This is a genomic window from Enterococcus sp. DIV0561 (genome assembly GCF_050539875.1).
GTDB lineage: Bacteria > Bacillota > Bacilli > Lactobacillales > Enterococcaceae > Enterococcus > Enterococcus faecalis.
In genome coordinates this window covers 1,758,243-1,775,646 of record NZ_CP172927.1, presented here as the reverse complement: position 1 = coordinate 1,775,646, position 17,404 = coordinate 1,758,243, and the positions used below count along the sequence as shown (strand labels likewise).

15 protein-coding genes are annotated in these 17,404 nt (G+C 36.5%); 9 read left to right on the top strand and 6 right to left on the bottom strand.

Annotation, left to right across the window (positions count from 1 at the left end; genetic code table 11):
• Positions 1-11 precede the first annotated feature (11 nt).
• From IGM13_RS08570 to yeiL, 3 genes are all read right to left on the bottom strand, one after another.
• A complete protein-coding gene (locus IGM13_RS08570; RefSeq protein ID WP_002365813.1) occupies positions 12-1,193 on the bottom strand; it encodes a multidrug effflux MFS transporter in 1,182 nt (393 codons plus the stop codon).
• Positions 1,194-1,302: 109 nt separating this feature from the next.
• The gene (locus IGM13_RS08565; protein ID WP_002419936.1) at positions 1,303-1,698 is read right to left on the bottom strand and encodes a DUF3224 domain-containing protein; all 396 of its coding nucleotides are present in this window, start codon (positions 1,696-1,698) and stop codon (positions 1,303-1,305) included.
• 71 nt (positions 1,699-1,769) lie between these two features.
• Positions 1,770-2,435 (bottom strand): transcriptional regulator YeiL, encoded by a 666-nt coding sequence (gene yeiL / locus IGM13_RS08560; protein ID WP_002419935.1) that lies wholly within the window; start codon positions 2,433-2,435, stop codon positions 1,770-1,772.
• A gap of 89 nt (positions 2,436-2,524) precedes the next feature.
• Between yeiL and IGM13_RS08555 the strand changes: the two genes are divergently transcribed.
• The 4 genes from IGM13_RS08555 (at position 2,525) to IGM13_RS08540 (ending at position 7,314) form a co-directional block, all read left to right on the top strand.
• Positions 2,525-3,175, top strand: coding sequence for a YczE/YyaS/YitT family protein (locus tag IGM13_RS08555; protein WP_002385840.1), 651 nt, complete (start codon positions 2,525-2,527; stop codon positions 3,173-3,175).
• A 317-nt stretch (positions 3,176-3,492) separates the two neighbouring features.
• Complete coding sequence (locus IGM13_RS08550; protein ID WP_002419934.1) at positions 3,493-6,198, top strand: cation-translocating P-type ATPase; 2,706 nt, start codon at positions 3,493-3,495, stop codon at positions 6,196-6,198.
• A 69-nt stretch (positions 6,199-6,267) separates the two neighbouring features.
• Positions 6,268-6,804, top strand: a complete 537-nt coding sequence (locus IGM13_RS08545) for a GNAT family N-acetyltransferase (protein ID WP_002419933.1) — start codon at positions 6,268-6,270, stop codon at positions 6,802-6,804.
• A 69-nt stretch (positions 6,805-6,873) separates the two neighbouring features.
• Positions 6,874-7,314 (top strand): hypothetical protein, encoded by a 441-nt coding sequence (locus tag IGM13_RS08540; RefSeq protein ID WP_002385841.1) that lies wholly within the window; start codon positions 6,874-6,876, stop codon positions 7,312-7,314.
• Positions 7,315-7,554: 240 nt separating this feature from the next.
• Here the strand turns inward: IGM13_RS08540 and IGM13_RS08535 are convergent, their stop codons facing one another.
• Positions 7,555-7,716, bottom strand: a complete 162-nt coding sequence (locus IGM13_RS08535; protein ID WP_002357133.1) for a hypothetical protein — start codon at positions 7,714-7,716, stop codon at positions 7,555-7,557.
• 33 nt (positions 7,717-7,749) lie between these two features.
• Entirely contained in the window at positions 7,750-8,106 is a 357-nt protein-coding gene (locus tag IGM13_RS08530; RefSeq protein ID WP_002419931.1) for a hypothetical protein, read from the bottom strand.
• Positions 8,107-8,285: 179 nt separating this feature from the next.
• On the opposite strand from IGM13_RS08530, the gene IGM13_RS08525 reads away from it, so the two are divergent.
• The 5 genes from IGM13_RS08525 (at position 8,286) to IGM13_RS08505 (ending at position 15,435) form a co-directional block, all read left to right on the top strand.
• Entirely contained in the window at positions 8,286-9,620 is a 1,335-nt protein-coding gene (locus IGM13_RS08525) for an FAD-dependent oxidoreductase (RefSeq protein ID WP_002419930.1), read from the top strand.
• The gene (locus IGM13_RS08520; RefSeq protein WP_002385844.1) at positions 9,610-11,076 is read left to right on the top strand and encodes a helix-turn-helix domain-containing protein; all 1,467 of its coding nucleotides are present in this window, start codon (positions 9,610-9,612) and stop codon (positions 11,074-11,076) included. The genes IGM13_RS08525 and IGM13_RS08520 overlap by 11 nt, the downstream gene beginning before the upstream one ends.
• Positions 11,077-11,352: 276 nt before the next feature.
• Positions 11,353-12,858 (top strand): glycerol kinase GlpK, encoded by a 1,506-nt coding sequence (glpK, locus tag IGM13_RS08515; RefSeq protein ID WP_002357138.1) that lies wholly within the window; start codon positions 11,353-11,355, stop codon positions 12,856-12,858.
• A gap of 20 nt (positions 12,859-12,878) precedes the next feature.
• A complete protein-coding gene (gene glpO / locus IGM13_RS08510; protein WP_048945274.1) occupies positions 12,879-14,708 on the top strand; it encodes a type 1 glycerol-3-phosphate oxidase in 1,830 nt (609 codons plus the stop codon).
• Between the two features lie 7 nt (positions 14,709-14,715).
• Positions 14,716-15,435: an MIP/aquaporin family protein gene (locus IGM13_RS08505; protein WP_002357140.1), complete on the top strand. Its 720-nt coding sequence runs from the start codon at positions 14,716-14,718 to the stop codon at positions 15,433-15,435.
• A 79-nt stretch (positions 15,436-15,514) separates the two neighbouring features.
• On the opposite strand, the gene IGM13_RS08500 is transcribed toward IGM13_RS08505, so the two are convergent.
• On the bottom strand, positions 15,515-17,020 hold the full coding sequence (locus tag IGM13_RS08500; protein ID WP_002366862.1) for a helix-turn-helix domain-containing protein: 1,506 nt from the start codon (positions 17,018-17,020) through the stop codon (positions 15,515-15,517).
• Between the last annotated feature and the right edge of the window lie 384 nt (positions 17,021-17,404).

The window sequence follows — 17,404 nt, the reverse complement described above, 5'->3', positions numbered from 1 at the left end:
TTTTTTGATTTTTATTTTAAAGTTTTACGATAAACAATGACATAATAGCTGAAAGCTAACAGACAAGCAAAACTTAAAAAGTAAAGCGGCAAGACCCAAATGGTACCATTGTGAAAGTAACTAATCAAATAGGTAAAGAAACTAACAAACAAGTAATAGACAAAACTAAAAATCCCACTGGCAGTACCAATTACAGATTCATAGCCTTTTAAGGCCATACTTAAGGCATTGGGCAAAGTAATATTAATCCCTAAGAAAAAGAGAAAAATAAACAAAATAAGCCCAATGATTGTTTCAAATTGTGTCATTATTAATAAACAGCAAGCCGCAAAGATACTTAGCAGCAAACCAGCAAAGGCAATTTTTTCCGCTGACCAATATCCCAGCAACCAATTGATAAGAACCGCAGCAAGAATACTAGACACAGCTAAAACTAAACCAAGAAAGCCATATTGGACACTGCTAAAGCCAAAGTGATTGATGAAAATAAACGGAGCTTCTGCATAGTAGCTAAACAATAAACCATTAATGCCACCAATCAATAAGCCGTAGCACCAAACTTTCGAGTCGAAGGAAAGGCGTTTCGCCACGGACCAAAAAGGCGCTTTCGTTAAGGTATTTCCTAAGTGAAAGGTTTCTGGTAAACGATAAAAACTATAGAAAAGTAATAGAACAGCCATGACAATTAAGGTACTAAAGACATGCTGATAGCCAAAATAGGTTTGAACAAGTCCGCCGACTAAGGGTCCGATGGCAGGAGATAGCGATAGGGCAGCGCTTGTTTGAGCAAAAATTTTCCCTCTTTGAAGATCGTTAAAGCTTTCCCGCATCATCGATTGGGTAATAACAGAACCAACGCTTGCACCAAATGCTTGAATTAAACGGAAGAATAACAGCCAAGGAAATGTCGGACTCAAAAAAAGGCCAATATTTCCAATTAAATAGCATAAAATTCCTAATAACATAGCTGGGCGACGTCCAATCGTATCGGATAGAATTCCCCAGAATAAAACGCCAACGGCAAAGGCAACAAAATAAATACTCATGGTTAATTGTGCCACGCTATCGTGAATGTTAAAAGCAGAACTAAGCGCTGGCAAAATAGGTGTGAAAATCGACTCGCTGATTTGTGGAAATCCCACAAGCAAAATAATAATTAGTAATGATGGGACGGTGTTTCGGGTGTTTTTCATGATTTTTCTCCTTAAAAGTTTAATCTAATCAAAAACACCCATTGTCTTTTACAACCGCCAAATTTAAAATAAGTAAAATAATGTCACCAACTTTCCTTAAAATTTTTTATTATACAAAGTCTAAATGAAGAAGCGCTTCTTCTTGACTAAATTCATAAGTGTAGCGACCGGATAAACCGGCAAGCTCACCTGATGCTTGAAATAGTTCACCTGGGCAGTCTAAAAGACCCTGTGTAAACGTCCCTTTTTCGCAAGCAGTAAAGGTGCCTTTTTTTCCTAAATAAGTTCCTTCGAAATGTAGGAAACCGACCACTTGAGCCATAGCTTCAAGCCCATCTGCCATTGAAGAGCCTTGATAAGTCATTAAGTATTCCACAGAAGCTGTCCCAGATAAGGCGCCTGACAATTGATAAGTAGCGCTCGCTTGATTCACTGGGAAATTTTCATTAAGATTGTCAATCGGTTGTTCTTGCCAACTAGATACAGTAAATGCTGCTTGCTCCATTGCTGTCCCTTCTTTCTTATTAATAAGAATAGGGTAGCGGGAAGCGCATTATTTGTCAACAATCCACCACTTTAACTCTTCATTTTTTTTACAAAAGAATGTAACGCTAAGCGGTTGATGTGATAAGCAGTTCCTTGTTTTTGAATAAAGCCGCGCTCTCGAAATTGTTTGAAGGTATAAATAAGATGGCGATAACTAACCCCTAAGTATTCGGCAATCTCAGTATGTTTTTCTTTATAAACATCTTCGTGATTAGCGGCAACCAATAGCAATTCCGCTAGCCGATAACTTAGTTCATAGGTCTGATTCGTTGTAAAGTGGTCCACCCGTTGGAGCATTTTTTTCCCTAGATAATGGCTGAGTTGCTGCATAAAAAGTACCTTGTTTTTTAAAACAGTTTCTGCGTAAGCTAAAGGTACAGCCAAACAACAGGTTTCACCTAAGGCGATAACGTCCTTGGTTATCGTTTCCGCTTGAACTAATGTTAAATCGCCAATTAAATCACCTGTCGTTAAAAACTGAACAATGGATTGGCGGCCATTGCGTTCTGTTTTTAAAATTTTCGCTTTTCCTTTGATTAAATAAAAAAGATAATTTAATGGCTCTGCTTGGTGATGAATGAATTCTTGATTTTCAAAATCGATAATAAAACTGTGTTTTAAATCAGTTTCATTAAAAAAAGGCGTATTTTTAGCTAATTCTTGTTTCGGTGATCGTTGGTAGGCTGTTTTAAGCATTTTTTTCTCCTTATAATAGGAGATATCTCCTATTTGTTTCTTCTATTGTAGCACATAATAGACGTATCAAGAGTAGAGGAGTTTTTATAATGTGGAAGAAAAAAATTGTGCTATCGTTTCTTTTTTATTTAATTAGTGCATTGGGCATCAGTTTGACAATTCAAGCAGGCATTGGAGTTAGTAGTTTTAATGCATTTAATGTGACCTTCGCAACACTTACTCATTTAAAAGTCGGAACTGTTACCACAGCTATCAATTTCGCTTTTTTAGGCACGTGTTGGTTGTTAGATCAGCAGCGTAAAATTCAGGACTATTTGATTATTTTGGTGGCGTTAATTGGCTTTGGTTTTGTCATTAATTTTTTCTTATATCAATTATTTGGTTCGCTTGTTTTTCAAAATTATTTGGTTAAAATTGTTCTATTTATTTTAGGGACAATCATAGCAGGAATCGGGACAGGACAGGTAGTTGCGCTAGGTGTTTTGCAATTTCCCATTGAAAAATTTTGTACACTTATTTCTGAAAGAACGCGCTATAGTTTTCAGTTTTATCGTTATTTAGTTGATATTTTTTGTGTCAGTTTAGCACTAGGATTGTCCATTAGTTATCATTTGCCGATTTTTGTTCGTGAAGGAACCGTGATTAGTCTTTTCTTACTTTCTTGGGTTATTAGTTGGTCGAGAAAGCGGGGACAACAGCGTATTTTACGAATACAAATCAAGAAACTGGAATCCGAATGAAAGGATTTCAGTTTTTTTCAAATGAGCAGAACTTTTATTTGAAAAAAAGAGTGGAAAACGGTATACTAATTAAGTAATTATTCATAACATTGGTTCTCCAATCAATGTTAAATAGTTTTTTCATGAGGGAGTAACTGACAGTATTTATGCTGTGACAACATCACCAACTCCGAAAGCAATTTCTGGTGTTGTCTTAAACGGTGAGACTTATGTATGTTCGACGAAGTAGCATACACAAGTCTATTTTTTTTCATTTATTTTTGATGAAATGTAAAATAGTACTTGGAGGATGCTGCAAAAAATAGAGGAGGAAGAACATGTCAGAAGAAAAGAAAACACAATTGTCTGAAGCGTTTTACGCACAAGACGACACAGTTGTTTTGGAGAAAATGAACACAACAACTGATGGATTAAGTGCACAGGAGGCTCAAAAGCGTTTAGAAACGTACGGGGAAAATGTGCTAGATGAAGGGAAGAAAAAATCACTTGCCGTGAAATTCTTTGAGCAATTCAAAGATTTTATGATTATTGTTTTATTAGCGGCAGCGGTCATTTCAGCCGTCTTTTCCCATGATGTGGTAGACTCGATTATCATCTTAGTGGTTGTTATCTTGAACGCCATCTTTGGGGTCATTCAAGAAGCCAAAGCGGAACAAGCCATTGAAGCATTAAAAGAAATGTCTTCACCAAATGCGAATGTTCGCCGTGATGGACACGTCATTACTGTTAAAAGTGATGAATTAGTACCAGGCGACATTGTTTTATTAGAAGCAGGGGATGTCGTTCCAGCTGATTTACGTTTATTGGAAGCGAATAGCTTAAAAATTGAAGAAGCAGCGTTAACCGGTGAATCTGTTCCAGTTGAAAAAGAAGTAACCATCTTAGAGGGAACCGATATTGGTATCGGTGACCGAATCAATATGGCTTATTCCAATAGTAATGTGACGTATGGACGTGGTCTTGGCGTTGTGGTTGGCACAGGAATGAATACAGAAGTCGGTAAAATTGCTGGCATGCTAGCAAGCGAACAAGAAACGGAAACGCCTTTAAAACAAAACTTAAACCAATTGGGTAAAATGTTAACAATTGCCATTTTAGTCATTGCAGCGGTGATGTTTGTGGTAGGAATGATGAATGGTCGTTCATGGATTGACATGTTATTAACGTCAATTTCGTTAGCTGTAGCGGCAATTCCAGAAGGATTACCAGCGATTGTCACGATTATTTTGGCTTTAGGGACTCAAAAAATGGCCAAGAAAAATGCGATTGTCCGTAAGTTACCAGCCGTTGAAACATTAGGAAGTACAGATATTATCTGTTCAGATAAAACAGGTACGTTAACCTTAAATCAAATGACCGTTGAAGCGTTGTATACAGATGGTCAAGTTTTATCTGCTTCCACAGAAATTCCTGCTGATAATATGGCTTTAAAAATCATGAACTTTACGAATGATACAAAAATCGCTCAAGATGGTTCATTAATTGGTGACCCAACAGAAACTGCCTTAGTACAATTTGGTTTAGATCATGCGTTTAACGTAACCGAAAAAGTAGCAGCTGAACCTCGTGTGGCAGAGATTCCTTTTGACTCTGATCGTAAATTAATGACTACTGTTCATGAATTAAAAACAGGTGGCTTCCTAGTTTCTGTCAAAGGTGCACCAGATGAATTATTGAAACGTTGTACGGAAATCTTATCAAATGGAGAAACAAGTCCATTAGATGAAACAAAACGTCAAGAAATTTTAAAAACCAACACTTCATTAGCGAAACAAGCCTTACGTGTTTTAGGAATGGCTTATAAATATGTTGAGACGATTCCAGCCGAAATGAGTTCTGAACTTGTGGAAAAAGATTTAACATTTGCTGGTTTAGTCGGTATGATTGACCCAGAAAGAAAAGAAGCTGCAGATGCTGTAAAAGTCGCGAAAGAAGCGGGTATTCGTCCAATTATGATTACGGGTGACCACCGTGATACAGCAGAAGCAATTGCGGCACGTTTAGGCATCATCAAAGAAGGCGACGACGATGCAGTCATTACAGGCGCTGAATTAAATGAATTGTCAGATGAAAAATTCGCACAAGTCGTGGGACGCTACTCTGTCTATGCTCGTGTTTCACCAGAACACAAGGTTCGGATTGTTAAAGCGTGGCAACAAGAAGGAAAAGTGGTTGCGATGACTGGTGATGGCGTAAATGATGCCCCAGCCTTAAAAGCTGCTGACATCGGGATTGGTATGGGAATTACCGGAACAGAAGTATCAAAAGGTGCTTCAGATATGGTCCTTGCCGATGATAACTTTTCAACAATTATTGTAGCGGTAGAAGAAGGACGTAAAGTCTTCTCAAATATCCAAAAAACGATTCAATATTTACTTTCAGCTAACCTAGGGGAAGTATTAACCTTGTTTATTGCAACAATGCTCAATTGGGATACCTTGTTACCTGTTCACTTATTGTGGATTAACTTAGTAACGGATACTTTCCCAGCGATTGCGTTAGGTGTGGAACCAGCAGAACGTGATGTGATGAGCCATGAACCTCGTGGTAAAAAATCGAACTTCTTCTCTGGCGGCGTTTTAAGCAGTGTTGTTTACCAAGGGATTACGCAAGGGGCATTGACTTTGATTGTGTATAAAATGTCAATTATGTTCCCAGCACATACCGCGGCTAACACAAACTTATCGGCGCAAGCGTTGTATGATTTACAACACGGCGATGCTTTAACCATGGCCTTCGCTACTTTGGGATTAATTCAATTGTTCCATGCCTTTAATGTGAAGTCGATTTATCAATCAATTTTCAAAGTTGGTTTATTCCGCAACAAATCATTTAACTATGGGATTCTTGTTTCGTTCTTGCTATTAGCTGCAACGATTGTTATTCCAGGATTTAATGATTTATTCAGCGTCACACATTTAGATGCATATCAATGGGCAATTGTAGCAGGTACTTCTTTTGCTATCATCCCAATTGTGGAAATTGTGAAGTTCTTCCAACGTAAAGCAGGTAAAGGTGCTTAATAAATAAGTAAAGAAAATTGGCTGGTACTTAAACCAGTCAATTTTTCTTTATGTAAGGAGTGAAAGGGCTTGAAACGGAAAATTATTTTCGAAACACAACGACTTATTGTCAGAGAATGGCAGATGGAAGATGAAGTGGAATTGAAAAAATTTTTGCAAGATGAAAATGTGATGTATGCCTATGAACACGCTTTTTCTGATGAAGAGGTTGCAAACTGGCTAAAGTGGAACTTACAGTCCTATCAAGAATACGGCTATGGCTTATGGGCGTTAGAGAAGAAGCGAACAGGCGAAGTCATCGGCGAGTGTGGACTCACCAATCAATTAGTAAAAGGCAAGAGCTATCCAGAAATTGGTTATCATTTATGTGGGAAAGAATGGCACAAAGGGTATGCGATTGAAGCTGCCGCAGCGACAAAGCAATACGCATTCGATGTATTAAATTTTCCAGAAGTTATTTCAACGATTCGTGATACGAACTTAGCCTCTATGAATGTCGCTATTCGAAACCAGATGCTTGTTAGGGATCGATACATTAAAACATACCGTGGCAAAACGATGCCTCACTATGTTTTCTCTGTTAAAAATCAAAAGAATAAAGACTGAAAAAGTGCCACTTGTCAGATGGAATAGAAAAAGTGTAAAATGGAGTGAAAGAGAAAAGGGAAAAGAGGGATGGTTATGAGACCAAATTTAGGATTTTACGTTCAAACAATCAATGATATCGTTAAAACAACAGAAGATATTGGCGAAGTCATGAATCCATATTACGAAGAAGTTCGTCAAGCGATTGATAAGAATAAAGTGAATGATTTAACAGCCGAACGAATTGCAGAAATTCAAGCAAAATTTAAAGAAGGTACTGAAAAATATGAATTAATGCTCAAAAAAGTCGGAACATTAAAACCGACGCCACAAGTACTTGGCATTCATAAAAAATTTCAACATGCTTATACAGAATATGTAGCAGGATGCAATGAAATGATTTTAGCAACAGATCCAGAAACAGGTATTGATGCAGATTTATTTAATGCTTCAGAGGAAAAGCAGGATCAAGCAACGGATGAATTAACCTTTGCCATTACACGGATGAGCAACATTCTTTTGAAAAAATAAAAAACTAATAAAAATAACTAACGAATTTAATATTTTTTTCATGTCTTTTTTATGGACAAAAGAGAAAGTGTATTGTATTATTAATTCATACCAACAACAACCTTTTTATTTTTCATTTTACTCTTATTGAGTAAATACTCCTTTTCCATCGGCAAAACTGCCGGTGGTTTTTTTGTTATTTTTTTATTTAATAATAAAACAACCTTTGATTTTATAAAAATCAAAGGTTGCTTTAGCTTGTTAATTTTCAACATTTCGCACATAATCATCAAAGTATTGAATTAACTCTTTCTTGATTTGTTGATAATCTGCTTCAGAATAGTTCTTTTCTTCTAGTGTGCCATTAAAAAATGGCAAATTTAGTTCTTCTTTTAAACGTTCAATCACTTCTTCTTGCTTCATAAGGACCCCTTCTCAACGAATTGTTCTCTTCTATTATAGAACATTGTAGTCATCCGTCAATTGCTCAAAGGCAATTTTCATTTCCTCTAGACGTTCATTCAATTGATGGGTTTCATCTTCTTCATTGAAAAAATGTTGTTTTAATTCAAAATAAAAATTTTCGAAGGCTTGGAAAAAAGGCTCAGACTTGTTATTTTCAAGAGCAGGAACACTTGTGTAGAGAACACGAGCGCTATGGTAGTAAGTGCAAACCTCGTTAATATTTAATAAAATACGCGCTTCTTCTGGGCGTGGTCGACTTGTAACTAAGTCATGTAAAGATAAACTTTTTGTATGGGTTTCAGATAAATAAAATAAAAATAGTTCCAATTGCTCTTTTGTTGCAGACATGAAAACTCCTCCTCAAACAGTAGTAGCATTTATTATAAATGAAAATGAAAGTGCTTGAAAAGCAATGCGCTCAGCAAAAATAATTATTTTAAGTGAAAACTATAGTTGTTGCTTTAGCATTCTTTTTAATCATGATAAACTGAGAGAAGTATAGTAGGTCCTGACAGAGGAGGAAACAAATGAAAATTGTGATTATTGGTGCATCATTCGCAGGTATTTCCGCAGCAATTGCTTCAAGGAAAAAATATCCCCAAGCAGAAATTTCTTTAATTGACAAACAAGCATCAGTGGGGTATTTATCTGGTGGCTTAAGTGCGTATTTTAATCATACCATCAATGAATTACACGAAGCACGTTACATAACGGAAGAGGAATTACGTCGTCAAAAGATTCAGTTGCTTTTAAATAGAGAAGTCGTGGCAATGGATGTTGAGAACCAATTGATTGCTTGGGCACGAAAGGAAGAGCAACAGTGGTATTCTTATGATAAATTGATTTTAGCGACAGGCGCGAGCCAGTTTTCCACGCAAATTCGTGGTAGTCAAACAGAAAAACTACTCAAATATAAATTTTTATCAGGTGCTTTAGCGGCTGTTCCATTACTGGAAGAAAGCCAGACAGTAGCCGTCATTGGTGCAGGACCCATTGGAATGGAAGCTATTGATTTTCTTGTGAAAATGAAGAAAACGGTCCATGTCTTTGAAAGTTTAGAAAATCTATTGCCTAAATATTTTGATAAAGAAATGGTTGCAGAAGTTCAAAAATCTTTGGAAAAACAAGCAGTAATTTTCCATTTTGAAGAAACGGTCCTAGGAATTGAAGAAACAGCAAATGGTATTGTTCTTGAAACAAGCGAGCAGGAAATTTCTTGTGACAGTGGGATTTTTGCTTTAAACTTACATCCTCAATTAGCCTATTTAGATAAAAAAATTCAACGAAATCTGGATCAGACAATCGCGGTGGATGCTTATTTACAAACTTCAGTGCCGAATGTTTTTGCCATCGGAGATTGCATTTCAGTTATGAATGAACCAGTCGCGGAAACTTTTTATGCTCCGTTAGTGAACAATGCGGTACGAACTGGCTTGGTAGTCGCCAACAATTTAGAAGAAAAAACACACCGATTCATTGGCTCTTTGCGAACAATGGGAACAAAAGTGGGGGACTATTACCTTGCTAGTACAGGTCTAACCGAAACGGAAGGTTTATTTTTTCCGCAAACACTTGCTTCCATAATTGTTAGACAGCCAGCGCCGCCTCTACAACATGGGACAGAAATTTTAGGCAAATTAATCTATGATAAAGTGACGCAACGGGTCCTTGGGGCACAGCTTTGTTCAAAAAACAATTGTTTAGAAAAAATAAATACTTTAGCATTAAGTATCCAAACAGGTCAGACACTGACAGACCTATTACAAAAAGATTATTTTTATCAACCTTCCTTAACCAATATTTATGATATTACAAATTTGATGGGTGCTTCGGCTTATTGGAGAGAGAACGATGAAAGTTGAGACATTATTAGAAAAGAAAGCGATGCGACAATTATTAACGGTGCAACAAACCATCTTAGCAGGCGGTACCTGCTCAGTCTCTGATTTAACAGCATTTTTAGCGGTCACAAAAGCCTCCTTTGAAAAAGACTTAGAGGATTTACATTATTTTTTGAAACCTTTTGGACAGGATTGTCAGCTTACTTATGATGGCCAACAGCTATCAATCACCTTATCGGATTTTTTTTCGTTGAATCATTTAATTGAAGCATTTGTAAAAGAGTCTCTTAAATTTCAACTTTTAGATTATTTATATCGTAATAAAGAATTTTCTATTGTTCAATTAACGACTAAATTTATGATTAGTGAGTCTTCTTTATTTCGAAAGATTAAAGAACTCAATCAATTGTTAGCCGCCTTTGATTTGCAAATAAAAAATGGACAACTACAGGGAGAAGAATTGCAGATTCGTTACTTTTACTTTCAGTTGTATTGGTATATTACTCCCTATGAAACACACCAGAAAAAAACGATGTCCCCGTTAAATAAACGGATAATTGAAGGGATTGAGACTGGCTTAGGTTTTACTTTTAATGAACATAATGCGTTAAAAGTTAGCCTTTGGTTGAGTATTACGAAAAAGCGCCTAGCGGTCACTTCAAAAAAATATCAACAATTGAGAAAGAAAATGATTGATTTTAAAGAAGATCCGTTATTTAAGCAAGTTCGACAATTGTTTTTCCGTTTTTCTAGTCGCTATTCATTAGAATTAGACGAAGGAGAAAGCATGATTCATTTTGTTTTTCTAATCACAATGTCGGTCTTACCAGAATCAGCTTTTGATGAATATTCCTTAATTCGGGGACGTCGTTCCGCTGTTTCTTTAGCTGATACGTTTATCTTGGAAAATGTGGTCTTGTATTATCGGCCCCATAAATTTGAACCTACTCTTGAGAAAACCATGGCTTACTATTTTTCACAAATTCATGGAAAACTGTATTTTTTTAAAGGAGAATTGGAAGTCTTTGATAGGGCCCATATCTGGGAAAAAGAACAGCAATTATCTAGTCGGGAATTAGCTTCTTTTTCAACAACGTTATTAGAAAAAGCTTTAGCTTGTTTTGATGAAACGTATCAACCAGGAGATAGTTTGCATGAACTTTCTCTGGTCAAATATTTAAGCGTGTTGGCATTAATTGAATTTAAAATGATTGGTGAAATAAAAATTGGGATTCACTTAGCAATGGATGCTCTTTATCAAGCGGCGTTAACACAAGTATTAATGCTCAGTCTTAAAAATATGAATGGCACGCTGGTGGAGAGGTATCAGCCTGAGCAAACATATGATTTAATTGTAACTAATTATCAGCAAACGAGCTATCAAGGAACACCGGAAGTCTATGTTTTGTCAGAATTAAGTTCGACCTATGATGTGCAACAATTAAAAAAGAAAATACGTACCTTGCGGGAGAAATAAATAAAAGGTTGGTGTGACGGAAATTGTCTGATCCTCGCACCAGCCTTTTTACAACTAAAAGTCGAAAATTAGGCTTTTTTAAACAAAAATGTTTCTTTTTATTGAAAAATTAGAGATAATAAAAATATTATTGAAAGCGTTGTCTTTGTTGGTTTTAGTAGAAATCCTTTCAATTTTTTTAAAATAAAAAAAGTTTTTGACATGTTTAGTTATTCTTTTGTTTGTAAGATAGGGACATAAAGAAAACGATTTCAAAAACGTTTAGGAGGAATTATCATGGCAGAAGAAAAATACATTATGGCGATTGATCAAGGAACGACTAGTTCTCGTGCAATTATTTTTGATAAAAAAGGAAACAAAATTGGTAGTTCACAAAAGGAATTTACTCAATATTTCCCTAATGCAGGTTGGGTGGAACATAATGCCAATGAAATTTGGAATTCTGTTCAATCCGTTATTGCAGGTTCTTTAATTGAGTCAGGAGTGAAACCTACAGATATTGCTGGAATTGGGATTACAAACCAACGGGAAACAACCGTTGTTTGGGACAAAGCAACTGGGTTACCCATTTATAACGCAATTGTTTGGCAATCACGCCAAACGACACCTATTGCCGATCAACTAAAAGAAGATGGCTACAGCGAAATGATTCATGAAAAAACTGGGTTAATCATTGATGCTTATTTCTCAGCAACGAAGGTTCGTTGGATCTTAGATCATGTAGAAGGTGCACAAGAACGTGCAGAAAACGGCGAATTGATGTTTGGAACAATTGATACTTGGCTCGTTTGGAAATTAACGGGAGATACTCATGTCACTGATTATTCAAATGCAAGTCGGACGATGTTGTTTAATATCCATGATTTAGATTGGGATCAAGAAATTTTGGATCTTTTAAATATCCCACGAGTGATGTTACCGAAAGTCGTTTCGAACTCTGAAGTGTATGGACTAACAAAAAATTACCATTTTTACGGAAGTGAAGTTCCTATCGCTGGGATGGCTGGTGACCAACAAGCCGCCTTATTTGGTCAAATGGCCTTTGAACCTGGGATGGTTAAAAATACCTATGGAACAGGCTCATTTATTGTCATGAACACTGGCGAAGAACCTCAACTTTCTAAAAATAATCTGCTTACCACTATTGGCTATGGCATTAACGGCAAAGTATATTATGCCTTGGAAGGAAGTATCTTCGTGGCTGGTTCAGCGATTCAATGGTTACGAGATGGCTTAAAAATGTTGCAAACGGCTGCGGAATCTGAAGCAGTAGCCAAAGCGTCAACAGGGCACAATGAAGTTTATGTGGTTCCTGCATTCACTGGTTTGGGTGCACCATATTGGGATTCACAAGCGCGTGGGGCTGTCTTTGGATTGACACGCGGTACCACGAGAGAAGATTTTGTCAAAGCGACACTTCAAGCAGTTGCGTATCAAGTTCGTGACATTATTGACACGATGAAAGAAGATACAGGCATAGATATTCCCGTCTTAAAAGTAGACGGTGGAGCAGCAAACAATGATTTCTTGATGCAATTCCAAGCAGATATTTTAAACACTGCTGTTCAAAGAGCCCATAACTTAGAAACAACGGCCTTAGGCGCAGCTTTCTTGGCGGGCTTAGCGGTTGGCTTCTGGAAAGACTTAGAAGAAATCAAAGCATTCCAAGAAGAAGGACAACAATTTGAACCCATTATGGCGGAAGAAGAACGAGAAGATTTATATGAAGGTTGGCAACAAGCAGTAGCAGCTACCCAACAATTCAAACGTAAAAATAAGTAAATGGAAAAGGGGAATTTTCTATGACTTTCTCAATAGAAACACGCCGACAATCAATCGACGCTTTAAAAACACAACACTTAGATGTCTTAATTATTGGTGGTGGCATTACTGGCGCAGGCGTTGCCCTGCAAGCCAGTGCCGCTAAAATGAAGACAGGGTTAATTGAAATGCAGGATTTCGCAGAGGGCACCTCTTCACGATCAACCAAATTAGTTCATGGTGGTATCCGCTATTTGAAAACGTTTGACGTGGAGGTGGTGGCAGATACAGTGAAAGAACGAGCCGTCGTTCAATCCATTGCGCCACACATCCCTAAAGCGGACCCCATGTTATTGCCGATTTATGATGAGCCAAATGCAACATTTAATCTATTTTCTGTCAAAATAGCAATGGATTTATATGATCAGTTAGCTGATGTAACAGGTACCAAGTACGCCAACTATCTGTTAACAAAAGACGAGGTTTTGGCACGTGAGCCACAACTAAAAAGTGAAGGTCTACAAGGTGGCGGTGTTTATTTAGATTACCGAAATAATGATGCTCGTTTAGTTATTGAAAATATTAAACAAGCAGTAGCTGACGGGGCGCATGCTGTGAGTCGGGTTCAAGCGGGGGGCTTTTTATACAATGATGAAGGGAAAATTACTGGCATTCAAGCAAAGGACCTACTAACTGACGAACAGTTTGAGATTCACGCAGATGTTGTGATTAATACTACTGGTCCTTGGTCAGATAAATTAAGAGGCTTAGACAAAAACGATTCATTTACACCACAAATGCGTCCAACCAAAGGGGTCCACTTAGTTGTCGACAAAAGCCGTTTAAATGTTCCTCAACCAACGTATTTTGATACAGGTAAACAAGATGGCCGCATGGTCTTCGTTGTTCCAAGAGAAGAAAAAACATATTTTGGGACGACGGATACAGATTACCATGGAGATTTTCAACATCCAACAGTAGAACAAAGTGATGTGGATTACCTATTGGAAGTAGTAAATAATCGTTATCCAGAGGTGCAATTAACAATTGATGATATTGAAGCCAGCTGGGCTGGCTTACGACCTTTAATTTCTGCTAACGGTGGCTCAGATTATAACGGGGGAAACAATGGCAAACTTTCAGATAAAAGTATTGATGAAGTCATTGATGTCGTTGACAGATACCAAAAAAACCAAACAGATAAACGAGAAATTGAAGAAGTCCTAAACCATCTAGAAGACAGTTTGGTGGAAAATAAAGTCAATCCTTCAGCTGTCTCTCGAGGCAGCTCATTGGAAAGATCAGCGGATGGCTTGCTCACTTTGGCTGGTGGGAAATTAACAGATTATCGTAAAATGGCAGAAGGTGCGATGAAAATGATTCAAACCATCTTAGCAGAAGAATACCAAAAAGAATTCACCTTAATTGATTCTAAAAACTATCCAGTTTCAGGCGGGAAATTGAACCCTGCAACGGTAGACGAAGAATTAGAAGCGTTGGCAAAACATGGCGTATCTAAAGGGTTAAGTGAAAAGGATGCACTATACTTAGCTCATTTATATGGCTCCAACGTACCAACTGTTTTTGAAATGATTGATGATGCCAAAGTAATTCCTGGTTTAACCTTAACAGAAACTATCTCTTTAAACTATGCGATGGAAGAAGAAATGGCTTTAACACCCGTCGACTTTTTATTGCGACGGACCAACCACTTATTGTTTATGCGTGATCGTTTGGACCAAGTGAAAGCGGGAGTCATTGAAGAAATGGCACAGCATTATCAGTGGACAGCGGAAGAAAGAGCACGACACATTGAAACATTAGAAAAAGTAATTGAAGAATCAGATTTAAAAAATTTGAAAGTAGGGTGAAGAAAAAATGGGAACTTCGATGATGACACAATTATTCGGTGAATTTTTCGGAACGATGATTTTAGTTTTACTAGGGGATGGCGTCTGTGCCGCAGTTAACTTGAAGAAAAGCAAAGCCTTTGCTTCTGGTTGGGTCGTTATTGCTTTAGGTTGGGGCGCTGCTGTTACATTAGCTGTTTACATGTCTGGGTATATGAGTCCAGCGCATTTAAATCCTGCTGTAACAGTTGCGATGGCAATTACTGGAAACTTTGAATGGGGCATGGTTTTACCTTATATCGTAGCTCAAGTCCTAGGCGGTTTTATTGGTGGTTTAGTTGTCTGGTTAGCTTATTTACCCCATTGGAACATTACAGAAGACAAAGGTGCTATTTTAGGAACCTTCGCCACTGGTCCAGCTGTCCGTAACTATCCAGCCAATGTTTTAACAGAAATTATCGGCACATTTGTTTTGGTTTTTGGCTTACTAGCCTTTTCTCAAAACGACTTAGCGGCTGGCATTAACCCAATGCTTGTTGGGATTTTGGTCTTAGGACTAGGTCTATCATTAGGCGGACCTACAGGTTATGCAATTAACCCTGCACGTGATTTAGGACCTCGTTTAGCGCACCAAATTATTCCTGTGAAAACAAAAGGTGATTCTGATTGGGCTTATTCTTGGGTGCCAATTGTAGGACCTATCTTAGGTGCTTCATTAGCTGCAGTAATTTATTTATTCACTATTTAATAGAAAAAACGGATAACTAACTGAATAGAAAAAAAGAACGAACCCAGAAATCTACACTAATTTTTGGGTTCGTTCTTTTTTATTGTAAATCGAAAATAGCGATACTTATTTTACTGAAAATTAATTCCCAATCTTCCCGGGTTAACTCTTCTTCTAAAATATAAATTCGTTCAATTTTTTTAGGCAAATTAAACATAGGATAATCAGTAATTACAATGTCGCAAGTAGAAAAATTCGTTCGTTCAAAAATAATGTCCTCACTAAACGCTTGTTTAATTTTCATCATGATAAAACTCGCAATGTAAAAATCGCGAGAATACGACACGCCAATTTTTATTTTAGTACGTGGGCTATAATGTTTATAGATTCTTAGTAGTAATTCGCATATCCAATTAGGATTTTCTTGGTCTTTAAATTCTAATTGATAAGGGAAGTTACCTGAAAAACTTTGATAAAAATCATAAATTTCCTTCTGTAAAGTCTTTTGGCTAGCACTGTTTTTATTGACTAAGAAATCTAGAATTGCTGTATTTGGTTGTTTAGAAATAAACAGTTGATTGTAAACAACATTTTTAAACAAAATAAGTAAAAAGTAATGACGATCAACTTCGCGCATTTCTGAAATCTGAAAAACTTGGCAAAAATCGGTTAGTAAGGCATCTACGTAGTAATATTCGGGACAAGAAATTTCAATTAAAGAAGCCAGTAAATATTCAGCTTGTTTTGCTGAATCAAAATTATCAATTGCGATTGGTGCAATGATATTGATGACTTCTTTTTGTGTTTTTGAAAAATCTGATTGACAACAAAAGATAGTTTGAGTAGGTTCCGAATAAAGTGATAAATAAGGGTGCTTTTCAAATTCTTTTTGGAGTTCTACTTCACAAGTATAGGGGAAGCGGTATTTCGCAATGTGTAAGAGTAAATTTAATTTTAATCGGGAAGCAAACTCTAACCGTTCAAGTATTTCTGGTTTAATGTGTTGAGTCAGTATATCTTCAAAATAAGTAGACGTATACTTTGGTAAGGCTAAAGTATTTAAGAATATAGTCCAATAAACATCTAGGAATGCATAGATAACTTGAAACTCAGTACCTTTTATCACTTTGCTAGCTGAAGGTGAAAAATGTACCGAAATACCGTAAAGAGCTAGTAACTTATTAATATTATTGAGTCTTTTATAAATATAAGAAGAACTAAAATTTGTTTCTTGACTGACTTTCCAGACAGAATTGTTTTCTTTTTTGATAATTGCTTGGAAAAGAATAAAGTCAGTAGAATTTAAACAATAATAGTTAAACAATAAGAAATAATGAGAAAGAAAATCATTTTCAGACGTATGTAACGAAATTTTTCCATGATTTATTTGGATTTTTAAGGTACTTTCATTAATTTCGGCTAAGTCTTCTTGGATTTCATGAAGATAGATTGATAAATTTTTATTGGACAAATCGAATGTTTTTGCAACGCTAGACAAATTAAGATTGGTTTGTTTAGCCAAATATAAAAAAACAGCCAACTTTTTTTGTGTTTTTTTTGACAGTAGATATTTTTTTATAGCATCCTGGGTTTTTATAGGACTCACTCCTTAAAAATAATTTCTCTTTTATTATAAAAGTTATTAAATAAAAAAGTAATAAAAATGCTTAATACTTGTAGTACTAAGACAAAGGTCTGTCATTTAATAACCAGGCGCTCACTAAATTTTTTTAATAGATGAGTAACCTAATGTATAGAAATTGATAACACTGGAGATTAATACCGTAAAAGTGGTTCTGTATATTTGTAAAATAAAAACGAGCCTGGGAAAAAATCCAAAGTGATTTTTTTCCCAGGCTTAAAAACTGATAAGCGGTGGGGACAGAAGTACTTACGACGAAGATTGCTCTATGATTACTCGTCGCAATTAGGACTTTGAGAGGCAAGGATCGAATCACATCAATCTCTACATGAAAATTACTAAGAATTG